Origin of the sequence: Cognatilysobacter xinjiangensis (assembly GCF_014651995.1) — a bacterium.
Taxonomy (GTDB): Bacteria; Pseudomonadota; Gammaproteobacteria; order Xanthomonadales; family Xanthomonadaceae; genus Cognatilysobacter; species Cognatilysobacter xinjiangensis.
On record NZ_BMXY01000001.1, the window covers coordinates 1107710 to 1130085 of the forward strand.

At 67.0% G+C, this 22376-nt stretch carries 18 protein-coding genes and 1 tRNA gene; all 19 read right to left on the reverse strand.

Translation table 11 applies throughout. The features are described from left to right. Positions 1–57 precede the first annotated feature (57 nt). A complete protein-coding gene (pnp, locus tag IE066_RS05155) occupies positions 58–2166 on the reverse strand; it encodes a polyribonucleotide nucleotidyltransferase (RefSeq protein ID WP_189447445.1) in 2109 nt (702 codons plus the stop codon). Positions 2167–2281: 115 nt separating this feature from the next. Then, positions 2282–2542, reverse strand: a complete 261-nt coding sequence (rpsO, locus tag IE066_RS05160; protein ID WP_189447447.1) for a 30S ribosomal protein S15 — start codon at positions 2540–2542, stop codon at positions 2282–2284. Between the two features lie 160 nt (positions 2543–2702). Further along, the gene (gene truB, locus IE066_RS05165; protein ID WP_425488919.1) at positions 2703–3620 is read right to left on the reverse strand and encodes a tRNA pseudouridine(55) synthase TruB; all 918 of its coding nucleotides are present in this window, start codon (positions 3618–3620) and stop codon (positions 2703–2705) included. Between the two features lie 72 nt (positions 3621–3692). After that, positions 3693–4082: a 30S ribosome-binding factor RbfA gene (rbfA, locus tag IE066_RS05170; RefSeq protein ID WP_189447452.1), complete on the reverse strand. Its 390-nt coding sequence runs from the start codon at positions 4080–4082 to the stop codon at positions 3693–3695. Beyond that, the gene (infB, locus tag IE066_RS05175) at positions 4082–6664 is read right to left on the reverse strand and encodes a translation initiation factor IF-2 (protein ID WP_189447454.1); all 2583 of its coding nucleotides are present in this window, start codon (positions 6662–6664) and stop codon (positions 4082–4084) included. Before infB ends, rbfA begins: the two co-directional genes overlap by 1 nt. Positions 6665–6792: 128 nt before the next feature. Continuing rightward, a complete protein-coding gene (nusA, locus tag IE066_RS05180) occupies positions 6793–8304 on the reverse strand; it encodes a transcription termination factor NusA (RefSeq protein ID WP_189447456.1) in 1512 nt (503 codons plus the stop codon). Positions 8305–8309: 5 nt separating this feature from the next. Continuing rightward, positions 8310–8918, reverse strand: a complete 609-nt coding sequence (gene rimP, locus IE066_RS05185; protein WP_189447458.1) for a ribosome maturation factor RimP — start codon at positions 8916–8918, stop codon at positions 8310–8312. A 152-nt stretch (positions 8919–9070) separates the two neighbouring features. Continuing rightward, positions 9071–9147: transfer RNA gene (locus IE066_RS05190), tRNA-Met, on the reverse strand. 79 nt (positions 9148–9226) lie between these two features. Next, positions 9227–10693: an NADH-quinone oxidoreductase subunit NuoN gene (gene nuoN / locus IE066_RS05195; protein ID WP_189448832.1), complete on the reverse strand. Its 1467-nt coding sequence runs from the start codon at positions 10691–10693 to the stop codon at positions 9227–9229. 9 nt (positions 10694–10702) lie between these two features. Then, the gene (locus IE066_RS05200; protein ID WP_189448834.1) at positions 10703–12226 is read right to left on the reverse strand and encodes an NADH-quinone oxidoreductase subunit M; all 1524 of its coding nucleotides are present in this window, start codon (positions 12224–12226) and stop codon (positions 10703–10705) included. Between the two features lie 28 nt (positions 12227–12254). Then, positions 12255–14408, reverse strand: a complete 2154-nt coding sequence (gene nuoL, locus IE066_RS05205; RefSeq protein ID WP_189447460.1) for an NADH-quinone oxidoreductase subunit L — start codon at positions 14406–14408, stop codon at positions 12255–12257. Between the two features lie 13 nt (positions 14409–14421). Further along, a complete protein-coding gene (nuoK, locus tag IE066_RS05210) occupies positions 14422–14748 on the reverse strand; it encodes an NADH-quinone oxidoreductase subunit NuoK (protein ID WP_189447463.1) in 327 nt (108 codons plus the stop codon). Continuing rightward, a complete protein-coding gene (locus IE066_RS05215; RefSeq protein WP_189447464.1) occupies positions 14745–15377 on the reverse strand; it encodes an NADH-quinone oxidoreductase subunit J in 633 nt (210 codons plus the stop codon). The genes nuoK and IE066_RS05215 overlap by 4 nt, the downstream gene beginning before the upstream one ends. Before the next feature lie 7 nt (positions 15378–15384). Next, on the reverse strand, positions 15385–15873 hold the full coding sequence (nuoI, locus tag IE066_RS05220) for an NADH-quinone oxidoreductase subunit NuoI (RefSeq protein WP_189447467.1): 489 nt from the start codon (positions 15871–15873) through the stop codon (positions 15385–15387). 16 nt (positions 15874–15889) lie between these two features. Beyond that, complete coding sequence (gene nuoH / locus IE066_RS05225) at positions 15890–16951, reverse strand: NADH-quinone oxidoreductase subunit NuoH (protein ID WP_189447469.1); 1062 nt, start codon at positions 16949–16951, stop codon at positions 15890–15892. A 3-nt stretch (positions 16952–16954) separates the two neighbouring features. Then, a complete protein-coding gene (gene nuoG, locus IE066_RS05230; protein WP_189447471.1) occupies positions 16955–19183 on the reverse strand; it encodes an NADH-quinone oxidoreductase subunit NuoG in 2229 nt (742 codons plus the stop codon). Beyond that, positions 19180–20544, reverse strand: a complete 1365-nt coding sequence (gene nuoF / locus IE066_RS05235) for an NADH-quinone oxidoreductase subunit NuoF (RefSeq protein WP_189447473.1) — start codon at positions 20542–20544, stop codon at positions 19180–19182. The genes nuoG and nuoF overlap by 4 nt, the downstream gene beginning before the upstream one ends. Before the next feature lie 6 nt (positions 20545–20550). Then, complete coding sequence (nuoE, locus tag IE066_RS05240) at positions 20551–21078, reverse strand: NADH-quinone oxidoreductase subunit NuoE (protein ID WP_189447476.1); 528 nt, start codon at positions 21076–21078, stop codon at positions 20551–20553. A 28-nt stretch (positions 21079–21106) separates the two neighbouring features. Next, complete coding sequence (locus tag IE066_RS05245; protein ID WP_229790736.1) at positions 21107–22336, reverse strand: NADH-quinone oxidoreductase subunit D; 1230 nt, start codon at positions 22334–22336, stop codon at positions 21107–21109. Positions 22337–22376: the final 40 nt, after the last annotated feature.

Below are 22376 nucleotides of genomic sequence, written 5' to 3' on the forward strand. Positions count from 1 at the left end.
GCAAAAGAAAAGCGGGCCTTTCGGCCCGCTTTTCGTCGGTACGAGTAGGACGCGGCCTTATTCGGCCGGCGTGCCCTCGCCTTCCTCGACGGCCTTCATCGACAGGCGGATGCGGCCCTGCTTGTCGACTTCCAGCACCTTGACCTTCACCACGTCGCCTTCCTTGAGCTTGTCGGAGACCTTCTCGACGCGCTCGTTGGAGATCTGCGAGACGTGCACCAGGCCGTCCTTGCCCGGCAGGATGGTCACGAACGCACCGAAGTCCATGATCTTGGCGACCTTGCCCTCGTAGATGCGACCCGGCTCGACGTCCGAGACGATCTGGTCGATGCGCGCCTTCGCGGCCTGGGCGGCGGCGGCGTTGACCGAGGCGATGACGATGGTGCCGTCGTCCTGGATGTCGATCTGCGTACCCGTCTCCTTGGTGATCGCCTGGATGGTCGCGCCACCCTTGCCGATCACTTCGCGGATCTTGTCCGGGTGGATCTTCATCGTCAGCAGGCGCGGCGCGTACTCCGACAGCTCCGAGCGCGGCGTCGTGAGCGCGCTGGCCATCTCGCCGAGGATGTGCAGACGGCCCTGCTTCGCCTGGGCGAGCGCGACCTTCATGATCTCCTCGGTGATGCCCTGGATCTTGATGTCCATCTGCAGCGCGGTGATGCCTTCCGCGGTACCGGCCACCTTGAAGTCCATATCGCCGAGGTGATCCTCGTCACCGAGGATGTCCGACAGGACGGCGAAGTCGTCGCCTTCCTTGATCAGGCCCATCGCGATGCCCGCGACCGGCGCCTTGATCGGCACGCCCGCGTCCATCAGCGCCAGCGACGAACCGCAGACCGAGGCCATCGACGACGAGCCGTTCGACTCGGTGATCTCCGACACGACGCGGATGGTGTACGGGAACTCCTCCATCGTCGGCATGACGGCGAGGATGCCGCGCTTGGCGAGGCGGCCATGGCCGATCTCGCGACGCTTCGGGCCCATCATGCGGCCCGTCTCGCCCACCGAGTACGGCGGGAAGTTGTAGTGGAACAGGAAGTGTTCCTTGTACTCGCCCGAGACGGCGTCGATGATCTGGCCGTCACGCGCGGTGCCCAGCGTCGCCACCACCAGCGCCTGCGTCTCGCCGCGGGTGAACAGCGCCGATCCGTGCGTACGCGGCAGCACGCCGACCTTCGAGGTGATCGGGCGAACCGTGGTCAGGTCGCGGCCGTCGATGCGCTTGCGCGTGCGCAGCACCGACTGGCGCATCGTCTGGTATTCCTGCTCGCCGAACTCCTTCGAGACGTCGTTCGGGTTCCAGCCGTTCGCTTCGGTATGCGGCTGCAGCATCTCCATCGCCGCCTTCTTCAGCGTCTGGATGGAGGTGCGGCGCTCGGCCTTGTTGACGATCTGGTACGCGGCGCCCAGGCGGTCACCGATCGCGTTGCGCAGCGCGTCGATCATCGACTCGTTCTTCGCCGGCGCTTCCCAGTTCCACGACTGCGTGCCCGCCTCGGCGACCATCTCGTTGATCGCGTTGATCGCGACCTGCTGGGCCTGGTGGCCGAACATCACGGCGCCGAGCATCACGTCCTCGGACAGCACGTCGGCTTCGGACTCCACCATCAGCACGGCGTCCCTGGTGCCGGCGACGACGAGCTCGAGCGCGGATTCCTTCAGCTGCGTGGCGGTCGGATTCAGCACGTACTGGCCATTGATGTAACCGACCTTCGCGGCGCCGATCGGGCCCTGGAACGGGGCGCCGGTGAGCGCGAGCGCGGCGGACGCGCCGATCATCGCCGGGATGTCGCCGTCGACTTCCGGGTTCATCGAGACCACCGTGGCGATGATCTGGACTTCGTTCTTGAACTCTTCCGGGAAGAGCGGACGGATCGGACGGTCGATGAGGCGCGAGATCAGCGTCTCCTTCTCCGTCGCGCGGCCTTCGCGCTTGAAGAAGCCGCCCGGGATGCGGCCACCGGCGTAGAAACGCTCCTGGTAGTCGACCGTCAGCGGGAAGAAGTCCTGGCCTTCACGTGCCGTCTTGGCCGCGACGGCCGAAACGAGCACCACGGTGTCATCCATCTTCACGAGGACCGCGCCGCCGGCCTGGCGTGCGATTTCGCCGGTCTCCAGCGTGACCTGATGGGCGCCGTACTGGAAGGTCTTGGTAATTTTCGCCACGTTGTGTGTTCCCTTGAATCACTTGGTTTCGTCCGGAGCCCCTGCCCCGGCCGGCACTGCCTTGCATCCCAAAAACAAACCGCGGCGCATCACTGCGCCGCGGCGGGTATATCTCTTAGCGGCGCAGACCGAGCTTCTCGATCAGGGCCTTGTAGCGCTCGACGTCTTTGCGCTTCAGGTAGTCGAGGAGGCTGCGACGGCGGTTCACCATCTGCAGCAGGCCACGACGGCTGTGGTGATCCTGCTTGTGGATCTTGAAGTGCTCGGTCAGCTGCTCGATGCGGGCGGTGAGCAGGGCGACCTGCACTTCCGGCGAACCCGTGTCGTTGGTGCCACGCGCGTGTTCGCTGATGACCTTGGAGGTATCGATGGACATCTTTTTTCCTTGAGACGCGGATCCTGCAGACGCGGTCGGCAACGGAAATTTCCGGGCCGGCGCACCGCATGGTCCGTCGGTAGATGAGAAGGGGTGCCCGAAGGCGCGCGTATTGTAAGCCCCGGGGTCCGGCCCAACAAGGCGAAACCCCGCCGCGCCGCTAAGCGGCAGTCGTCGAGGCCCAGCTGAAAAGCCGCTGCGGGCGCAGGCGATCGCCTTCACGCGAAGCGAGGCCGAGAAGCGTCCCGCCCGGACCGACGACCACGCTCAGGTCGCTGGCGCCATGGCTCGCCGCGCTGGAGCCGCCGCCCGGGGTGTCGCTGCCGATCGCCGTGGACGAGACAGCATCGAAGGCCAGCGACTGCCCGTACCCGAAGCGCCGCGCGCTGTCGGCATCGAGTACGACGCGGTGGAAGCGGCTGAGGCCCGCGTCGATCGGCAGCAGGTGCGCATCGAGGTCGACGCCCTGGTCCGCCTGCTGCTGCAGCGCCTCGAGCGTCAGCATCGCGGGTTGCCGAAACGGCTCGACCCACAGCCGCCGCAGCGACGCCACGTGCGCGCCGCAACCCAGCGCTTCGCCGAGATCGCGCACGAGACTGCGTACGTACGTACCGGATCCACATTCGACGTGCAGTCGCAGCCAGCCGTCGCCCCGCTCGACCAGGCGGAACGCATCGACCTCGACGTCGCGCTCCGGCGCTTCCACCGTCTGGCCACGGCGCGCCATCGCGTAGAGCGGCTCGCCGCCCTGCTTCAGCGCGGAATAGATCGGCGCGCGCTGCCGGATGCGGCCGTGGAAGGGCACGAGCGCGGCCTCGATCGCCGCGTTCTCCAGCACGGGGACCGGCCGCTCGCGCAGCACGACGCCGTCGGCATCGTCGGTATCCGTGGTGGCGCCCAGCGTGGCGACCGTTTCGTAGGCCTTTCGCGATCCGAGCAGCAGGCCCGCGATCTTGGTCGCCTCTCCGAAGCAGACCGGCAGAAGGCCGGTCGCCAACGGATCGAGGCTGCCGGTGTGGCCGGCCTTCTCCGCGCGGAACAGATGGCGGACGCGTTGCAGCGCCTGGTTCGAGCTCATGCCCGACGGCTTGTCGAGCAGCAGGATGCCGTCGAGTCGGCGGAAACGCGTCTTGCCCTTCACGCGACGGACTCAGGCGTCGCGATCGGAGGCGTCGCCTTCCGCGTCGTCCTCCAGGCGCGGATTGGCCTGGAGGAGTTGTTCGATGCGCTCACCACGGTCGAACGAGGCGTCGTAGTGGAAGTGAAGCTCCGGCACGTGCCGCAGTTTCATCGCGCGCGCCAGCCCGTAACGGATCTGCTTGGCCGCTTCCTTCAGGCCCTTGAGCGCCTCGTCCGCACGCTCGGGCTGCAGCGCGGTCACGAAAACCTTCGCATGCGCCATGTCGCGGGTGACCTCGACGTCCGACACGCTGACCGACGGCAGGCCGAGCTCGCGCACGGCCTCGTGGACCAGCGTGCCCAGCTCCCGGCGGAGCTGGGCGGAAACGCGGTCGGTACGGTGGAAGCTCTTGGACGGCATCAGAGCGTGCGCTGCACTTCGATGCGCTCGAAGCACTCGATCTGGTCGCCGGCCTTGACGTCGTTGTACGCCTTGACGCCGATGCCGCACTCGGTGCCGTTGCGCACTTCGTCGACGTTCTCCTTGAAGCGGCGCAGCGACTCCAGCTCGCCTTCGAAGATGACCGTTTGCTGGCGCAGGACGCGGATCGGCTTGCCGCGACGGATGACGCCCTCGACGACCATGCAGCCCGCGACCGCGCCGAACTTCGACGAGCGGAACACGTCGCGCACCTCGGCCGTACCGATGATCTCCTCGCGGATCTCCACGCCGAGCACGCCCGACGCGATTTGCTTCACCTGATCGATGACGTCGTAGATGATCGAGAAGTAGCGCAGGTCCACGCCCTGGTTCTCGATGACCTTGCGTGCCGTGGCATCGGCGCGCACGTTGAAGCCGATGATCGTGGCCTTCGACGTTGCCGCGAGCTGGGCATCCGACTCGGTGATGCCGCCCACGCCCGAGCCGATCACGTTGATGCGGATCTGGTCGTTGGACAGGCCGGTCAGTGCATCGCGAAGCGCCTGCACCGAGCCCTGCACGTCCGCCTTGACGACGAGGTTGAGCGTGAGCTGGCCTGCACCCTCGCCCATCTGGGCCAGGATGTCCTCCATGCGGTTCCCGCCCTGGGCGACGAGACGCGATTCGCGACGCTTGGCGTCACGCTGCTGGGCGACGTCCTTGGCGAGGCGCTCGTCCTCGACGACCACGAGGTCGTCGCCGGCATCCGGCACGCCCGACAGGCCGAGCACCTGCACCGGGATGGACGGACCCGCCGACTGCACCTGCTGGCCGTTCTCGTCGAACAACGCTCGGACGCGGCCGTACTGCACGCCGCAGACGACGTAGTCGCCCTTCTCGAGTTGACCCGATTGCACGAGCACGGTCGCGACCGGGCCACGGCCACGGTCGAGCGACGACTCGATGACCACGCCGGTCGCACGACCGGTCGGCACCGCGCGCAGCTCGAGCACCTCGGCCTGCAGGCCCAGCGACTCGAGCAGTTCGTCGACGCCCTGGCCGGTCTTGGCCGACAGCTCGACCATCTGCGTGTCGCCGCCGAATTCCTCGGCCACGACGTCGTGCGCGAGCAGCTCGTTCTTGACGCGCGACGGATCGGCGTCGGACTTGTCGATCTTGTTGATCGCGACCACCAGCGGAACGCCGGCCGCCTTCGCGTGCTGGATCGCCTCGGCCGTCTGCGGCATTACGCCGTCGTCGGCCGCGACCACCAGCACCACGATGTCGGTCAACTTCGCACCGCGGGCACGCATCGCCGAAAACGCGGCGTGGCCCGGGGTATCGAGGAAGCTGATGACGCCCTTCGGCGTTTCGACGTGGTACGCGCCGATGTGCTGCGTGATGCCGCCGGCTTCGCCCGACGCGACCTTTGTTCGACGGATGTAGTCGAGCAGCGAGGTCTTGCCGTGGTCGACGTGACCCATGATCGTGACGACCGGCGGACGCGCGACCTTCTCGCCCTGCGCCTCCTCGACGTGCGCGATCAGCAGCTCCTCGGCGGAGTTCTCGGACGCGCGCACCGCGGTATGGCCCAGCTCCTCGGTCACGAGCACCGCGGTGTCGTGGTCGATGGTCTGGTTGATGGTCGCCATCACGCCCATCTTGAAGAGCGCCTTGACGACGTCGCCGCCCTTCAGCGCGAGCTTCTGCGCCAGGTCGGCGACGGTGATCGTCTCGCCGATGGCGACCTCGCGCTTGACCGGCGCGGTCGGGCGCTGGAAGCCCGAGCCGGTGCGGGACTGGTCGAGCTGGCGACGTTGCGGCTTGCCGCTCGGCTTGCCACGGCCACCCGCGCCGCGGCGCGCGCGGTCGGCGGCGCTGAGGTGCATCTGGCCGGCGAAGCGGCTGGTGCGGTCGTCGTCTTCCGGACCGGCGACCATCGCGTGCGAGCCGCGGGTTTTGTGCTTGGCGTCGTGCGCGGGCGCACGCGCCGGCTCGGCCGCGCGCGGTGCCGGTCGGCCGTGACCGTGCGCGGGCTTGCGGGCCTCGACTTCGGGCTCGGCGGCAGCCTTCGCGGCCGCTTCGGCCTCCAGCCGCGCACGCTCCGCCTCGGCCGCTTCCTGCCGTGCGCGCTCGATTTCCTCGGCGCGGCGACGGTCGGATTCGGCGAGACGCTGCTGCTCGTCGAGGTTGCGCTGGCGCGACTCCTCGAGCCTGCGCAGGATCTCGGCGCGCTCGTCGTCCTCGCTGATCGGCGCACCGCTCGCATCGCGCAGCAGCGTGACCTTCTTGCGCACGACGACATCGACCGTCTGCTTGGCCTTGCCGCCGCCGACGGTGATTTCCTGCTTGCGGCTGCGGTTGAGCGTGATCTTCTTCGGCGCGTCGACCTCGGCGGCCGCGGCCTCGCTCTTGCCGTGCGCGCGCTTCAGGAAGCCGAGCAGCTTCACTTTCTCGATGCTGGTAACGACCTGGTCGGGGCCGCTGAACTTCATGCCGGCTTCCGCCAGCTGCTCAAGCAGCTTTTCGACCGGCGTATTGACCAGCTCGGCGAGCTTGCGGATGGTGGTTTGCTGCGACATTCGGTTTCCGTGTGCTGGTGACCCGGCGCGAGGCCGGACCGATCCGTTGAATTCTAGCGCGGGCCGGGAAAGCGCCCCGTGGCGGCCTCGACCGGCCACCGGCCTTAGCCGGCGGCGTCGGCGCCGGATTACTCGCCGCGCTCGAGGCGGGCGATCTCCTCGGCACGGGCGGCGAGGATGAGCTGGGCGGCCCGCTCCTCGTCCATGCCCTCGATGCCGAACTCGACCACCTCGTCCGCGCCGAGCTCGGAGAGATCCTCGCTGGTGCGGATGCCATTGGCCGCCAGCGCATGCGCGGTCGCCTCGTCCATGCCGTCGAGCGCCAGCAAGTCGTCGGACGGCATCTGGCCCTCCAGTGACTCTTCCTCGGCGAGCGCATCGTTGAGCAGCGAGTCGCGGGCGCGCGAGCGCAGTTCCTCGACGATGTCCTCGTCGAAGCCCTCGATCGCGAGCAGCTCGCCGACCGGCACGTAGGCGATCTCCTCGACCGTGTTGAAGCCTTCCGACACGAGGATGCCGGCGATCTCCTCGTCGACCTCCAGCTTGTCCTGGAACAGCTGGCGCGACGCGGCCTGCTCGGCCTCGCTCTTGGCCTGCACTTGGTCGGCGGTCATGACGTTGAGCTGCCAGCCGGTCAGGCGACTGGCGAGGCGCACGTTCTGGCCGCCCTTACCGATCGCCTGCGCCAAGCGCTCCTCGGCGACCGCGAGGTCCATCGAATGCTTGTCCTCGTCGACGACGATCGACTGCACTTCCGCCGGCGCCATCGCGTTGATCACGAACTGCGCCGGGTTGTCCGACCACAGGATGATGTCGACGCGCTCGCCGTTGAGCTCGTTGCTCACGGCCTGCACGCGCGAGCCGCGCATGCCGATGCAGGCGCCGATCGGATCCGTGCGGTTGTCGTGCGCGAGCACCGCGATCTTCGCGCGGTCGCCCGGATCGCGGGCGCAGGCGCGGATCGTCACCAGGCCCTGGCCGACTTCCGGCACCTCGAGCTTGAACAGCTCCATCATGAATTCGGGGGCGGCGCGGCTGATGAAGATCTGCGGGCCGCGCGGCTCCGGGCGCACGTCGTACAGGTAGCCGCGAACGCGGTCGCCGGTACGCAGCACGTCGCGCGGAATGCCCTTGTCCTTCGGGATGATGGCCTCGGCGTTGCCGCCCAGGTCGACGTAGATGTTGCCGCGCTCCACGCGCTTGACGATGCCCGTGATGAGCTCGCCGACGCGATCCTTCCACGCGTCGATGACCTGCTGGCGCTCGGCCTCGCGCACCTTCTGCACGATGACCTGCTTGGCGGCCTGCGCGGCGATGCGGCCGAACTCGGCGTTCTCGACCTGCTCCTCGATGAAGTCCCCGACCTCCACGCCCTCGACCTCGTCGATCGCGTCCATCAGGCGGATCTGGCGATCCGGCGATTCCATGACGACGTCGTCGGCCACCACTTCCATGCGGCGGAAGGTTTCGTAGCTTCCGTCCTTGCGGTCGATCGAGACGCGCACCAGCACGTCCTCGTCGTGGTAGCGCTTCTTCGCGGCAGACGCGAGCGCCGCCTCGATCGCCTCGAAAATGACGTCGCGCGGGACGCCCTTCTCGTTGGCGACCGCGTCCACGACCATCAGAAGTTCCTTGCTCATCTCGATTACTCCGCCTCGGTCGGCCCCTCGGCCGCCGGCTTAGGGTTGGCTTGCTTCTTCGGTGCCTTGGCGGCCTTACCGCCACGGCCCTTCGATTCCTTGCTCGGCGCGTAGCCCAGGGCGACCCAGTCGGGCACCAGGCGCGCCTTCTCGATGTTGCCCACGGCGACGTCGATCGCCTGCCGCTGGCCACCGAGGCCCTCGACGTCGAAGCGCACGGTCTCGTCCTCGACGGCGACGATGCGCCCCTGCAGGCGTCGACGGCCTTCCTGCGGCAGCTTCAGCGTGACCTTCGCCTCCTCGCCCGCGAATCGCGCGAACTGCGCGGCGGTGAAGAGCGGTCGGTCCACGCCGGGCGAGGACACCTCGAGCGTGTAGTTGCTGCTGATCGGATCCTCGACGTCGAGCAGCGCCGAAACTTCGCGGCTCACGGACTCGCAGTCCTCGATCGTGACCATGCGGCCGTCGGCCGCGGCCGCTTCCGTCACGTCGATGTAAAGGCGCAGCACGGCGCTGCCCGGCGCGGGCAGGTACTCCACACCGACCAGCTCGAGCCCCAGGGCGTCGACGGTCGGCGTGAGAAGGCCGGTGATCTGGGTGGCTTTGTCCGCCATTCGCTTACCTCCGGGCGACGATTCGCCGCGTCCGAAAACAACAAGGGGCCCATTGGGCCCCTTGTCCGGTACTGCTGGATGTCGGTCGGTCGCGTGGAGCCGCGACCGTCGAGCCCAAGCATCGGTTCCCCAGAAATCGAAGAACCCGAAGCTGGTAGCGGGGGCAGGATTTGAACCTGCGACCTTCGGGTTATGAGCCCGACGAGCTGCCAGACTGCTCCACCCCGCATCAGGAGGAGAATTGTATGTTCATCACGGAATTCGCGCAAGCCTGAATTGCGCCAATTCCACCTTCGTTCGAAATAAAGTCAGGCGAAGGCGCGCTGGCACCAGGCCATGATCGGGTTCCAGGCGATGCCGAGAGCCAGCAGACCCAACGCGTTCACCGCGAATACCGTGCGCAGCGGGCGGCTGGCGACGATCGCATGGACCTCGCCGTCGGCCTTGTCGAAGTACATCGCCTTGACCACGCGCAGGTAATAGAACGCGCCGACCACCGCGAAGACCACGCCGACGATCGCCAGCCACAGCATGCCGCCGTCCAGCGCTGCACGAAGCACCGCGAGCTTGGCCCAGAAGCCGAGGAATGGCGGCAGGCCGGCCAGCGAGGCCATCACGCACAGGATGAAGCCGGCCATCCACGGGCTGCGGGCGTTCAGGCCGCGATAGTCGTCGATGCGGTCCGCCTCGAAGCCGCGCGAGGCCATGACGACGATCGCGCCGAAGGCCGCGACCGACATGATCGCGTAGCTGATCGCGTAGAACATCGCCGCGGCGAAGCCCTGCTCGCCACCGCCGGCGATGCCCATGAACAGGAAGCCGACGTGCGAGACGGTCGAGTACGCGAGCATGCGCTTGAAGTTGCTCTGCACCATCGCGGCCAGGTTGCCGACCGCGAGCGAGGCCACGGCGATCACCGCGAACAGCAGGCGCCAGCGGTCGTCGAGGCCACCCGCTCCGACCTCGAACAGTCGGTAGGCCATGCCGAACGACGCCAGCTTCGGCGCGGAGCCGACGAACTGCGTGATCGGCGTCGGCGCGCCGGTGTAGACGTCGGGCAGCCACATGTGGAACGGCGCGCCACCAAACTTGAATGCCACGCCGGCGAGCATGAACACGACGCCCGTCAGCAGCATCGTCGCGGTCGTCCCCGACTCGCCGCCCGCCGACACGGCCTCGGCGATGCGCGCGAGATCCAGCGAGCCGGTCGCGCCGTAGACCAGTGACATGCCATAGAGCAGCAGGCCGGACGCCAACGAACCCAGCACGAAGTACTTGATCGCCGACTCCGAGGACAACGCGTTGTCGCGGTCGATCGCGACCAGCGCGTAGGAGCACAGCGCCAGCAGCTCGAGGCCCAGATAGATCATGACCAGGCTGCCGGCCGAAACCAGAAGCATCATGCCGGCGGTGGCGAACATCACCAGAACGGCGATCTCGCCGCGGTAGAGATCGCGCGCGCGCAGGAACGGCCACAGGTAGAGCATCGACAACGCGGAAGTGCCGAGCACCGCGACCTTGAGGACGTCCGCGGCCGTGTCGCGGATGAACATCCCGCCCAGCACGGTGCCCTGCCCGCCCACGCCGGCCGCGATGAGCAGGCCGGTGACGACCATCGCGACGACCGCGAGGGCATGCGTAACGATCCTGCGGCTCTCGTCCAGGAACAGATCGAGCATCAGCAGGAAGAAGGCGGCACCGATGAGCACCAACTCCGGCAGGAGCGGCATCAGGTCGGCGGCGGTGGGCATCGGGGCGATCATGGGCGGCGGTATTCCGTCGGCTTACTGCTGTGACAGCTTGGACGATTCGATCTGCTTGGCGAGCTGCGCGATCGAGGGCTGCATCAGGTCGGTCAACGGCTTCGGCCAGATGCCGAGCACGAGGACGCCGACCGCGAACGCCCCCAGCACGAAGCCTTCGCGCTTGTTGATGTCGGTGAGTTCGGCGACGCGCGCGTTGCCGACCTCGCCCCAGACCACTCGCTTGACCAGCCACAACGTGTAGGCCGCGCCGATGATCAGCGTGAACGCGGCGCCGAAGGCCAGCAGCGGGTGCTTCTGGAAGCTGGCGATGATGACCATGAACTCGCCGACGAAGCCCGACGTACCCGGCAGGCCGGAGTTCGCCATCGCGAACAGCACCATGAAAGCCGCGAACCACGGCATCACGTTCGCCACGCCGCCGTAGTCGCGGATCATGCGGCTGTGCATGCGGTCGTAGAGCACGCCGACGCAGGTGAACATCGCACCCGACACGAAGCCGTGACTGACCATCTGCACCATCGCGCCCTGCAGGCCGAGCTCGGCGCCGGTGAAATTACCGGCGTCGCGCACGAGGCCCAGCGCGATGAACGTACCGATGGTGACGAAGCCCATGTGCGAGATCGAGGAGTACGCGATCAGCTTCTTCATGTCGTCCTGCACGAGAGCGACCAGGCCGACGTAGATCACCGCGATCACGCTCAGCGCGATCACGAGCCAAGCCCACTCGGCGCTGGCGTCCGGGACGATCGGCAGGTTGAAGCGCAGGAAGCCGTAGCCACCGATCTTCAGCATGATCGCGGCCAGCACCACCGAGCCTGCGGTCGGTGCCTCGACGTGCGCGTCCGGCAGCCAGGTGTGGACCGGGAACATCGGCACCTTCACCGCGAAGGCGATGAAGAAGGCAAAGAACAGCCAGGTCTGCTCCTGCATGGTCAGCTGCAGCGCATACATGTCCGCCAGCTGCCAGCTGCCGCCCTTCAGGTACAGGTAGATCAGCCCGACCAGCATGAACAGCGAGCCGAGGAACGTGTACAGGAAGAACTTGATCGAGGCGTAGATGCGACGCGGGCCGCCCCACACGCCGATGATCAGGAACATCGGGATCAGCATGCCTTCGAAGAAGACATAGAACAGCATCGAGTCCAGCGCGGCGAACACGCCGACCATCAGGCCCTCGAGGATCAGGAAGGCTGCGTAGTACTGGCTGACGCGCTCGTTCACCGAACCCCAGGCACCGATCAGCACCAGCACCGAGGTGAACGTCGTGAGCGCGATCAGCGCCGCCGAGATGCCGTCGGCGCCGACGTGGTACTGGATGTCGTAGGCCGCGATCCAGACGCGCGCTTCTTCGAACTGCATGCCCGGGTTCGCGAAGTCGAATCCGGTGAACAGCGGAATCGTCAGCAGCAGCACGACGACCGAACTCAGCACCGCGAACCAGCGGGCGGCGTTGGGGCGTGCGTTTCCGAACGCGAGCGTGATCACGCCGGCGAGGATCGGAAGCCAGATCAGGAGGCTCAGCAGGGGAAAGGTCCCGTTCAAGGGCTCGGGGCTCACGATGCGGTCCTAATCAGTGCCAGCCGCGGATGACGAAGGCCAGGAGAACGATCAGGCCGACGATCATCGCGAACGCGTAGTGGTAGAGGTAACCCGACTGCAGGCGACGGGTCATGCGGGCGACGACGTCGACGACGCGGGCGCTGCCGTTGACGATGACGCCGTCGATCACGGCGCTGTCGAACGCACGGGAGACGCGACCGAGGCCAATGCCACCGCCGGCGAAGCCCTCGATCCACAGCTTGTCGAAGCCGTACTTCTCCTCGAGCACGCGCACCGGCAGCGCGAAGATGCGGCGGGCGCGCGTGGCGAGTTCCGGCTTCCACAGGTACATGATGGTCGCGAGCGCGAAGCCGCCGAAGGCGAGCCAGAACGCCGGAGTCATGAAGCCGTGCAGTGCGAGTTCCCACGGGGTGTGCCAGTGCTCGGCGCCGATCTGCGCCATCGTGTCGCGCGCAGCCTGCAGGTCGATCGCTCCGAGGAAGAACGGCCACTGCTTCACGTGACCCGACCAGTCGGTGCCGAACAGCATCGGGCCTGCGGTGAAGAAGCCGACGAGGATCGACGGGATCGCCAGCAGGATGAGTGGCACCGTCACCACCCATGGCGACTCGTGCGGCTCGTGCGCGCCGTGATGTCCGTGATCGTCGTGATGGCCGTGACCATCGTCGGCGAGCGGCTCGTGCAGCGTCTGCGCGCCATCGGCGTGTGCGTCGACGTTATGGTGCGGATCCGATGGCGCGGCGTCGCGGAAGCGCTCGCGGCCGTGGAACGTCAGGTACAGCAGGCGGAAGCTGTAGAACGACGTGACGAACGCACCGAGCAGCACGGCCCAGTACGCGTAGCTGTTGATCCAGTTCGCGCCCGTTCGTTCCGTCGATAGCTTCGCGGCCTCGATGATCATGTCCTTCGAGTAGAAGCCGCTGAAGAACGGCGTCGCCACCAGCGCCAGCGTGCCGATCAGGCTCGTCCAGTAGGTGACCGGCATGTACCTGCGCAGGCCGCCCATCTTCCGCATGTCCTGCTCGTGGTGCATGCCGATGATCACGCTACCGGCGGCCAGGAACAGCAGCGCCTTGAAGAAGGCGTGCGTCATCAGATGGAACACCGCAGCGGAATAGGCCGACACGCCCAGCGCGACGGTCATGTAACCCAGCTGCGACAGGGTCGAGTACGCCACGACGCGCTTGATGTCGTTCTGCACCATGCCGATAAGGCCGGTGAAGAACGCCGTTGTCGCGCCGATGAACAGCACGAAGTGCAGTGCCGTCTCGCTCATCTCGAACAGCGGCGACATGCGCGCGACCATGAAGATGCCCGCGGTCACCATCGTCGCCGCGTGGATCAGCGCGGAGATCGGCGTCGGGCCTTCCATCGAGTCAGGTAGCCAGACGTGCAACGGGACCTGCGCCGACTTGCCCATGGCGCCGATAAACAGGCAGATGCAGGCGACCGTCATCAGCGACCAGGACCACATGCCCGTGGTGGCGCCGGGATGGCGGAACAGCTCGCCGAGCGTATGACCGGCGGCGATCGGGGCACGCGCGAACACGGTTCCGTAGTCGAGCGAACCGAACATCATCAGCACCAGCGCGATGCCGAGCAGGAATCCGAAATCGCCGACGCGGTTGACGAGGAACGCCTTGAGGTTCGCGAAGACCGCCGTCGGCTTCTTGAACCAGAAGCCGATCAGAAGGTACGACACCAAGCCCACCGCTTCCCAGCCGAAGAACAGCTGCAGGAAGTTGTTGCTCATGACCAGCATGAGCATCGAAAAGGTGAACAGCGAGATGTAGCTGAAGAACCGGTGGTAGCCCGGATCCTCCTCCATATAGCCGATCGTGTAGATGTGCACGAGCAGCGACACGAAGGTGACCACCACCATCATCATCGCGGTGAGCTTGTCGACCATGAAGCCGACGTGCGCCTGCAGGCCGCCGATGTCGAACCAGGTGTAGAGGTTCTGGTTGAACGGGGGCGTGCCCTCGCCCACCAGCTGCCAGAGCACGCTGATCGACATCAGGCAGCTGGCGGCGACGCCGAGGATCGTTACCCAATGCGCGCCTGCACGGCCGATGCGTCGGCCGAACAGGCCGGCGACGATCGAGCCGATCAGCGGCGCGAGGACGATCGCGACGAGGATGGATTTGGACAACGTGGGTTCCACTCCGGGCATCGGCTCAACCCTTCAGCGAATCGACTTCGGCGACGTTGATCGTGCGCCGGTTGCGGAACAGCGTGACGAGGATCGCCAGGCCGATGGCGGCCTCGGCCGCCGCGACGGTCAGGATGAAGAACACGAACACCTGGCCGGACGCGTCGCCGAGATAACGGGAAAACCCGACGAAATTGATGTTCACCGAGAGCAGCATCAGCTCGATGGACATCAGCAACACGATGATGTTGCGCCGGTTCAGGAAGATGCCGGCGACGCTGATGCAGAACAGCACCGCGCCAAGCGCAAGGTAATGGCCGAGCGAGATGCCGCCTTCCGCGAGCAGGTTCATGCCTCACCTCCGGTGGTATCGCCGGTCGCCGCGGGGCGCACCGGCTCCATGCGCACCATGCGCACGCGATCCGCTGCACGGACGCTCGACTGCCAGGACGGATCCTGCTGCCGGACGCCGCTCCGATGGCGCAGGGTCAGCATGACCGCGGCAACGACCGCGACCGTCAGGATCACCGCCGCCACTTCGAACGGCAGCAGGAAGTCGGTGAAGAGCGTGCGGGCCAGCCAGACCGTGTTCGGCACGTCGCCCGCCGGGTCGGCGGCCGAGAACGTAACGGACATGTTGGCGCGCACGCCGATCAGCGTAACGATCTCGGCCAGCATCACGACCGCGACGATCAGGCCGATCGGGAGGTACTTGGCGAAGCCGCGGCGCAACGGGCCGACGTCGATGTCTAGCATCATCACGACGAACATGAAGAGCACCATCACCGCGCCGACGTAGACGAGGATCAGCGCGATGCCGAGGAACTCGGCACCGGCGACGATCCACGTGCAGGCGACGGAGAAGAACGTCAGCACCAGGCACAGCACGGCGTGCACGGGGTTACGCAGGCTGATGACCGCGGTGGCCGCGATCACGGCCGCGGCCGCGAAAATGAGGAAAGCGATCTGCGCGAAGTCCATGGCGGCCTCAGCGGAAGCGGGCGTCGAGCTGGCGACGCTCGGCGAGCTCGGCCTCGAGCCGGTCACCGATCGCCAGCAGCTGCGGCTTGGTCACGACGTTCTGGCCGCGCGCGTCGAAGTGGTACTCGAGCACGTGCGTCTCGACGATCGAGTCCACCGGGCACGACTCCTCGCAGAAGCCGCAGTAGATGCACTTGAACAGGTCGATGTCGTAGCGCGTGGTGCGGCGCGTGCCGTCCGAGCGCTTCTCCGAGTCGATCGTGATCGCCAGCGCGGGACACACCGCCTCGCACAGCTTGCACGCGATGCAGCGCTCCTCGCCGTTCGGATACCGGCGCAGCGCATGGATGCCGCGGAAGCGGTGCGACTGCGGGATCTTCTCCATCGGGTACATGACGGTGTACTTCGGCCTGAAGAGGTACTTCAGCGTCAGCCACAGGCCGCCAAGCAGCTCGATGAGCAGCAGGCTCTTGAAGTAGGACGTGATTCGGTTCATGGGGTCCGGGCGTCCGTCACTTGAAGGGCTCGAAGACGCCGTAATAGGCCATCAGCGCGGTCACGCAGATCCAGGCGATGGTCAGCGGGATGAAGACCTTCCAGCCCAGACGCATGATCTGGTCGTAGCGGTAGCGCGGAAACGACGCGCGGAACCAGATGAAGGCGCTGGCGAAGAACACGACCTTGATCAGCAGCCACCACCAGCCGTCTACCGACAGGAACGGGATGCCCAGGCCCTGGAAGGGGCTCAGCCAGCCGCCCATGAAGAACAGCGGGGTGAGGAAGCTCACCAGGATCATGTTCGCGTATTCCGCCAGGAAGAACAGCGCGAACTGCGAACCCGAGTACTCGACCATGTGGCCGGCGACGATTTCCGACTCGCCCTCGACCACGTCGAACGGCGCGCGATTGGTCTCGGCGACGCCCGACACGAAGTAGACGACGAACAGCGGTAGCAGCGGCCACATGAACCACTCGAACAGGCCCGCGTCGCCCGACTGCGCCATCACGATTTGCGTCAGGTTGAGGCTGCCCGCCGCGATCAAAACGCCGACCAGCGCGAAACCCATCGCGATCTCGTACGACACCACCTGCGCGGCGGAACGCATCGCGCCGAGGAAGGCGTACTTCGAGTTCGACGCCCAACCCGCGAGGATGATGCCGTACACGCCGAGCGAGGTCATCGCGAGCAGGTACAGCAGGCCGGCATTGACGTCGGCGAGCACGAGCTTGGCGTCGAACGGCACCACCGCCCAGGCGGCGAACGCCGGCGCGAGGCCGATCAGCGGTGCGAGCACGTACAGCACCTTGTCGGCGCGGACCGGCTCGATGACTTCCTTGAACAGCAGCTTGAAGACGTCGGCGAACGCCTGGAACACGCCCATGCCCACGTACATGGGCCCGTGGCGCGAGTGCATCCAGCCGATCAGCTTGCGCTCCCACACGACGTAGAACGCGACGGCGATGATCACCGGCATCGCGATCAGCAGGATCTTCAGGACGATCCACGCCAGCTGGCCGCCGACGCCGAGGCCGTCGAACCAGCCGTGCACGGAATCGATGGATTCATGCAGCATCGGTCAGACCCTCCCCGCGTCGATGCGACCGGCGCCGAGCGGCGCGGTGGCCCCGTGGCCACCCTCGATGTAGACCGTGCCCGGCGCGACCTTCCCGCTCACTTCGACCGGCAGCTTCGCGGTGCCGGCGGCGACGGCGAAGCGACCGACGGAACCTTGCTCGAGGCCGAGCGCCTGCGCGTCCTGCGGATTCAGGTGCGCGGTCGGCGCCTGATTGAGCGGATGCGACTGCAGCGCGGCAGCGCGGCGCACGATGGCGTCGGTGCGATAGATCGCCGGGCTCATGGCGATCTCGAGAGCACCCTGCCCCGCATCGACCGCGCGGCCGGCCGCGACTTGCACCGTGCGCGGCGCGATCGACGCGCGCGCACCGGCGAGGTTCACGAACTCGAAGCCCGCGGCGCCAAGCTCGCCAGCGAGCGCACGGATCACGCGCCAGCCCGGGCGTGCGGCGTCCGGCAGCTTGCCGCCGGCAATCGCGAGCTGGTCGACCCCCTCGAGATTGGTCAGCGTTGCGTCGACCTCGGGCAGCAGGCCGATCGGCAGGATCACGTCGGCGACGGCACGCGTCGACTCGCAGGCGAAGTGGCTGAAGGCCACGACCTGCGCGCCATTCAGCGCGGCCATCGCGCGCGCCGTATCGGCGAAATCCAGGCCCGGCTCGATGCCGTAGAGGACATAGGCCGAACGCGGGTCAGCGAGCATGGCCTGCGCGTCCATCGAGGTCGGCAGCACCCCGTGGCGCGCGAGACCGACCGCGTTCGCACCCTGCGGAATGCGGCAGACGCGGGCACCGGTGGCCTGTGCGAGATCGCGAGCAGCGGCGCGGATGCGCGCGGCATGGGGGCCGTTCTCGGCGATCGCACCCACCAGCACGATCGCATCGCCGCCGGCGATGGATTCGCGCAGCGACGAGTCGGCGAGCGTCTCCGCGATGCGCGAAGGCGCGACCACATGGCGGCCGGCGAGCTCGAAGGTGAAATCGAAATCGACCGGATTGACGACGTGCACCTTCGCGCCATTGCGCCAGGCGCGGCGGATGCGGGCGTGCAGGAGCGGCAGCTCGTGGCGGATGTTCGAACCGACGATGACGATCGTCGACGCCGTGTCGATGTCGGCCACGGGAGCGGCGAACGGCTCGGCGACCGCGGCGTCCGACAGGTCGACCTGCGAAATGCGGTGATCGATGTTGCCGGTGCCGAGCGCGTCGGCGAGGCGCGCCAGCAGTGCGCCCTCCTCGTTCGAGGTCGACGGATGCACGAGCATGCCGAGGCGATCGGCGCCGTTGTCGCGCAGGATCTGCGCAGCGCGGGCGAGCGCCTGCTCCCACGACGTTTCGACCCACTCGCCGCCTTCCTTGACCATCGGGCGCACCGCGCGATCCGCCGCGTACAGGCCCTGGTGGGAATAGCGGTCGCGGTCCGACAGCCAGCACTCGTTGAGCGCGTCGTTGTCGCGCGGCACGGTACGCAGCACTTCGCCGCGGCGCACGTGCAGGAACAGGTTGCTGCCGAGCGCGTCGTGGTAGCCCAGCGACTCGCGCGCCATCAGTTCCCACGGCCGCGCCTTGAACTGGAACACCTTGTTGGTGAGCGCGCCGACCGGGCAGACGTCGATGACGTTGCCGGAAAGCTCCGTCGTCAGCGGCTTGCCGTCGTAGGTGCCGATCTGCAGGTTCTCGCCGCGGTACATGCCACCGAGCTCGTACGTGCCGGCGACTTCCGCGGTGAAGCGAACGCAGCGCGTGCACTGGATGCAGCGCGTCATCTCGGTGGCGACCAGCGGACCGATGTCCTCGTCGGGCACCGTGCGCTTGCGCTCGGAGAAGCGGCTGATCGATCGGCCGTAGCCCATCGACAGGTCCTGCAGCTCGCACTCGCCGCCCTGGTCGCAGATCGGGCAGTCGAGCGGATGGTTGATCAGCAGGAACTCCATCACGTTGCGCTGGCTCTTGAGAGCCTTCTCGCTGCGCGTGACGACCTTCATGCCGTCCATCACCGGCGTGGCGCAGGCCGGCGCCGGCTTCGGCATCTTCTCGACCTCGACCAGGCACATGCGGCAGTTCGCGGCCACGCTCAGCTTGTCGTGGTAGCAGAAGCGCGGGATCGCGATGCCGGCCTTGTCAGCGGCCTGGATGATCATCGAGCCCTTCGGCGCGGCGAGCTCGAGGCCGTCGATGAAGACGGTGACGTGGTCGGGCGGAAGGTTCGGGTTGACGGGCTGGGCGCTCATGCGGCCACCTGCTGCACGACCGTGCCGGCGGCCTCGTCGTCGACGAGGAAGCGCTTGTTGACGATCGCGTATTCGAATTCGTGCCAGAAGTGGCGGAGGAAACCCTGCACCGGCCACGCCGCGGCTTCGCCGAACGCGCAGATGGTGTGGCCCTCGATCTGCCCGGCGGCGGTGCGAAGCATGTGCAGGTCGTCGAGCGTGGCCTCGCGGTTCACGATGCGCGTCAGCATGCGGTACATCCAGCCGGTGCCTTCGCGGCACGGCGTGCACTGGCCGCACGACTCCTTGAAATAGAAACGCGCGATCCGCTGGCAGGCGCGAACCATGCAGGTGGTGTCGTCCATCACGATGACGGCGCCGGAGCCGAGGCCGGAACCGGCCTTCTGGATCGAGTCGTAGTCCATCGTCAGCGACATCATCGTGTCGCCCGGCAGCACCGGCATCGAGGAGCCACCCGGGATCACCGCCTTGAGCCTGCGGCCGCCGCGCACGCCACCGGCCATCTGCAGCAGCTCGGAGAACGGCGTACCCAAGCGGATCTCGAAATTGCCCGGATTGGCCACGTGGCCCGACACCGAGAACACCTTCGGGCCGCCGTTGTTCGGCTTGCCCAGGCCCGCGAACCACTCCGCGCCGTTGCGGATGATCGCGGGCACCGAGGCATAGGTCTCGGTGTTGTTGATCGTCGTCGGCTTGCCGTAGAGGCCGAAGTTCGCCGGGAACGGCGGCTTGTAGCGCGGCTGGCCCTTCTTGCCTTCCAGCGACTCCATCAGCGCGGTCTCTTCGCCGCAGATGTAGGCGCCGGCGCCGAGCGCACCGTAGATGTCCACGTCGATACCGCTGCCGAGCACGTTCCTGCCCAGCCAGCCGTTCTCGTAGGCTTCCTTCAGCGCCTGCTCGAAATGCTCGAACGGCTCGTGGTGGAACTCGCCGCGCAGGTAGTTGTAGGCGACCGTCGAACCCGTCGCATAGCAGGCGATGGCGAGGCCCTCGACGACCGCATGCGGGTTGTAGCGCAGGATGTCGCGATCCTTCGCCGTGCCCGGTTCGGACTCGTCGGAATTGCAGAGGATGTACTTCTGCCCCGCACCCTTCGGCATGAACGACCACTTCAGGCCGGTCGGGAAGCCCGCGCCGCCGCGACCGCGCAGGCCCGACTGCTTGACCATGTCGATCACCGCGGCCGGCTCGATCTTCTCTTCGAGGATCTTGCGCCAGGCGCTGTAGCCGCCGGTCTTCAGGTAGTTTTCGTACGACCAGGGCGTGTCGAAGTGCAGCGTCGTATAGACGACGTTGTGCTCCTGCGGCGCCGGGCCGACCGGGCCGTAGCCCTTGGAATAGTCGTGGTGGGAATGCGCCATCGCGGCTTACTCCAGCCCGTCGAGCAGTTCGTCCACCTTCGCGGTGTCGAGCTTCTCGTGGTAATGGCCATTGATGACGACGACCGGCGCACCGCAGCAGGCGGCGAGGCATTCCTCTTCGCGCTTCAGATACACGCGGCCGTCGGCCGTGGATTCGCCCAGCTTGCAGCCGAGCTTCTTCTCGGCGTGCTCGACGAGCTTCTCGGCGCCGTTGAGCCAGCAGCTGATGTTGGTGCAGAAGGCGACGTTGTGGCGGCCGACCTTCTCCGTCTCGAACATCGAGTAAAAGCTCGCGACCTCGTAGGCCCACACCGGCGGAATGCCGATGTACTTGGCGACGGCGGCGATGATCTCGTCGCTCAGCCAGCCCCCGTTCTGCTCCTGCGCGGCGTGCAGGCCCTGCAGCACCGCCGAGCGACGGCGGTCGGCCGGGAACTTCGACAGCCAGTGGTCGATGTGGGCGCGCGTGGCATCCGTCAGCGCGACCATGGGGTCGACGTTCTGGCAGGCCTCGAAGTTGCCGGTGGCTTTCATTTCGGTTCGGTTCCCCAGCGGCGCCGCGTCAGCGGTCGATCTCGCCGAAAACGATGTCGTAGGTGCCGATCATCGCGACCACGTCGGCCAGCATGTGGCCCTTGACGACCGCGTCCATCGACGAAAGATGCGCGAAGCCCGGCGCGCGGAGCTTCAGGCGGAACGGCTTGTTGGCGCCATCGGAGATCAGGTAGCAGCCGAACTCGCCCTTCGGCGCCTCGACCGCAGCGTAGGTCTCGCCGGCGGGCACGCAATAGCCTTCCGAGAACAGCTTGAAGTGGTGGATGAGGGCTTCCATGTCGTCCTTCATCTCCTCGCGCTTCGGCGGGGCGACCTTGAAGTTGTCGACGATCACGGGGCCCGGGTTGGCCCGCAGCCACTTCACGCACTGCTTGATGATGCGCGTGGACTCGCGCATCTCGGCCACGCGAACGAGGTAACGGTCGTAGCAGTCGCCGGTCACGCCGACCGGGATGTCGAAGTCGACCTGGTCGTAGCGCGCGTAGGGCTGCGTCTTGCGCAGGTCCCATGCGATGCCCGAACCGCGCAGCATCGGGCCGGTCATGCCCCAGGCCAGCGCGTCTTCCGGCGAAATGACGCCGATGCCGACGGTGCGCTGCTTCCAGATGCGGTTGTCGGTGAGCAGCGTCTCGTACTCGTCGACGCGCGCCGGGAAGTTGTCGGCGAACCAGTCGATGAAGTCGAGCAGCGAGCCCTCGCGCGCCTCGTTCGAGCGCTTGAGGTCCTTGCCCTTGCGCCACTGCGACTCGCGGTACTTGGACATGCGGTCCGGCAGGTCGCGGTACACGCCGCCCGGACGGTAGTAGGCCGCGTGCAGGCGTGCGCCCGACACTGCCTCATACATGTCCATCAGTTCCTCGCGCTCGCGGAACGCGTAGAGGAACACCGCCATCGCACCGAGGTCGAGGGCGTTCGAGCCCAGCCACATCAGGTGGTTCTTCAGGCGCGTGATCTCGTCGAAGAGCGTGCGGATCCACTGCGCGCGCTCCGGCGCCTCGATGCCGAGCAGCGTCTCGATCGCACGCACGTAGGCGTGCTCGTTGCACATCATCGAGACATAGTCCAGGCGGTCCATGTACGGCACCGACTGGTTGAACGGCTTGGACTCCGCGAGCTTCTCGGTGCCACGATGCAGCAGGCCGATGTGCGGATCGGCGCGGCGCACGACCTCGCCGTCCATCTCGAGGATCAGTCGCAGCACGCCATGCGCGGCGGGATGCTGCGGACCGAAGTTCATCGTGTAGTTGCGGATCTCCGGCCCCGGCTGGCCCGGCGGC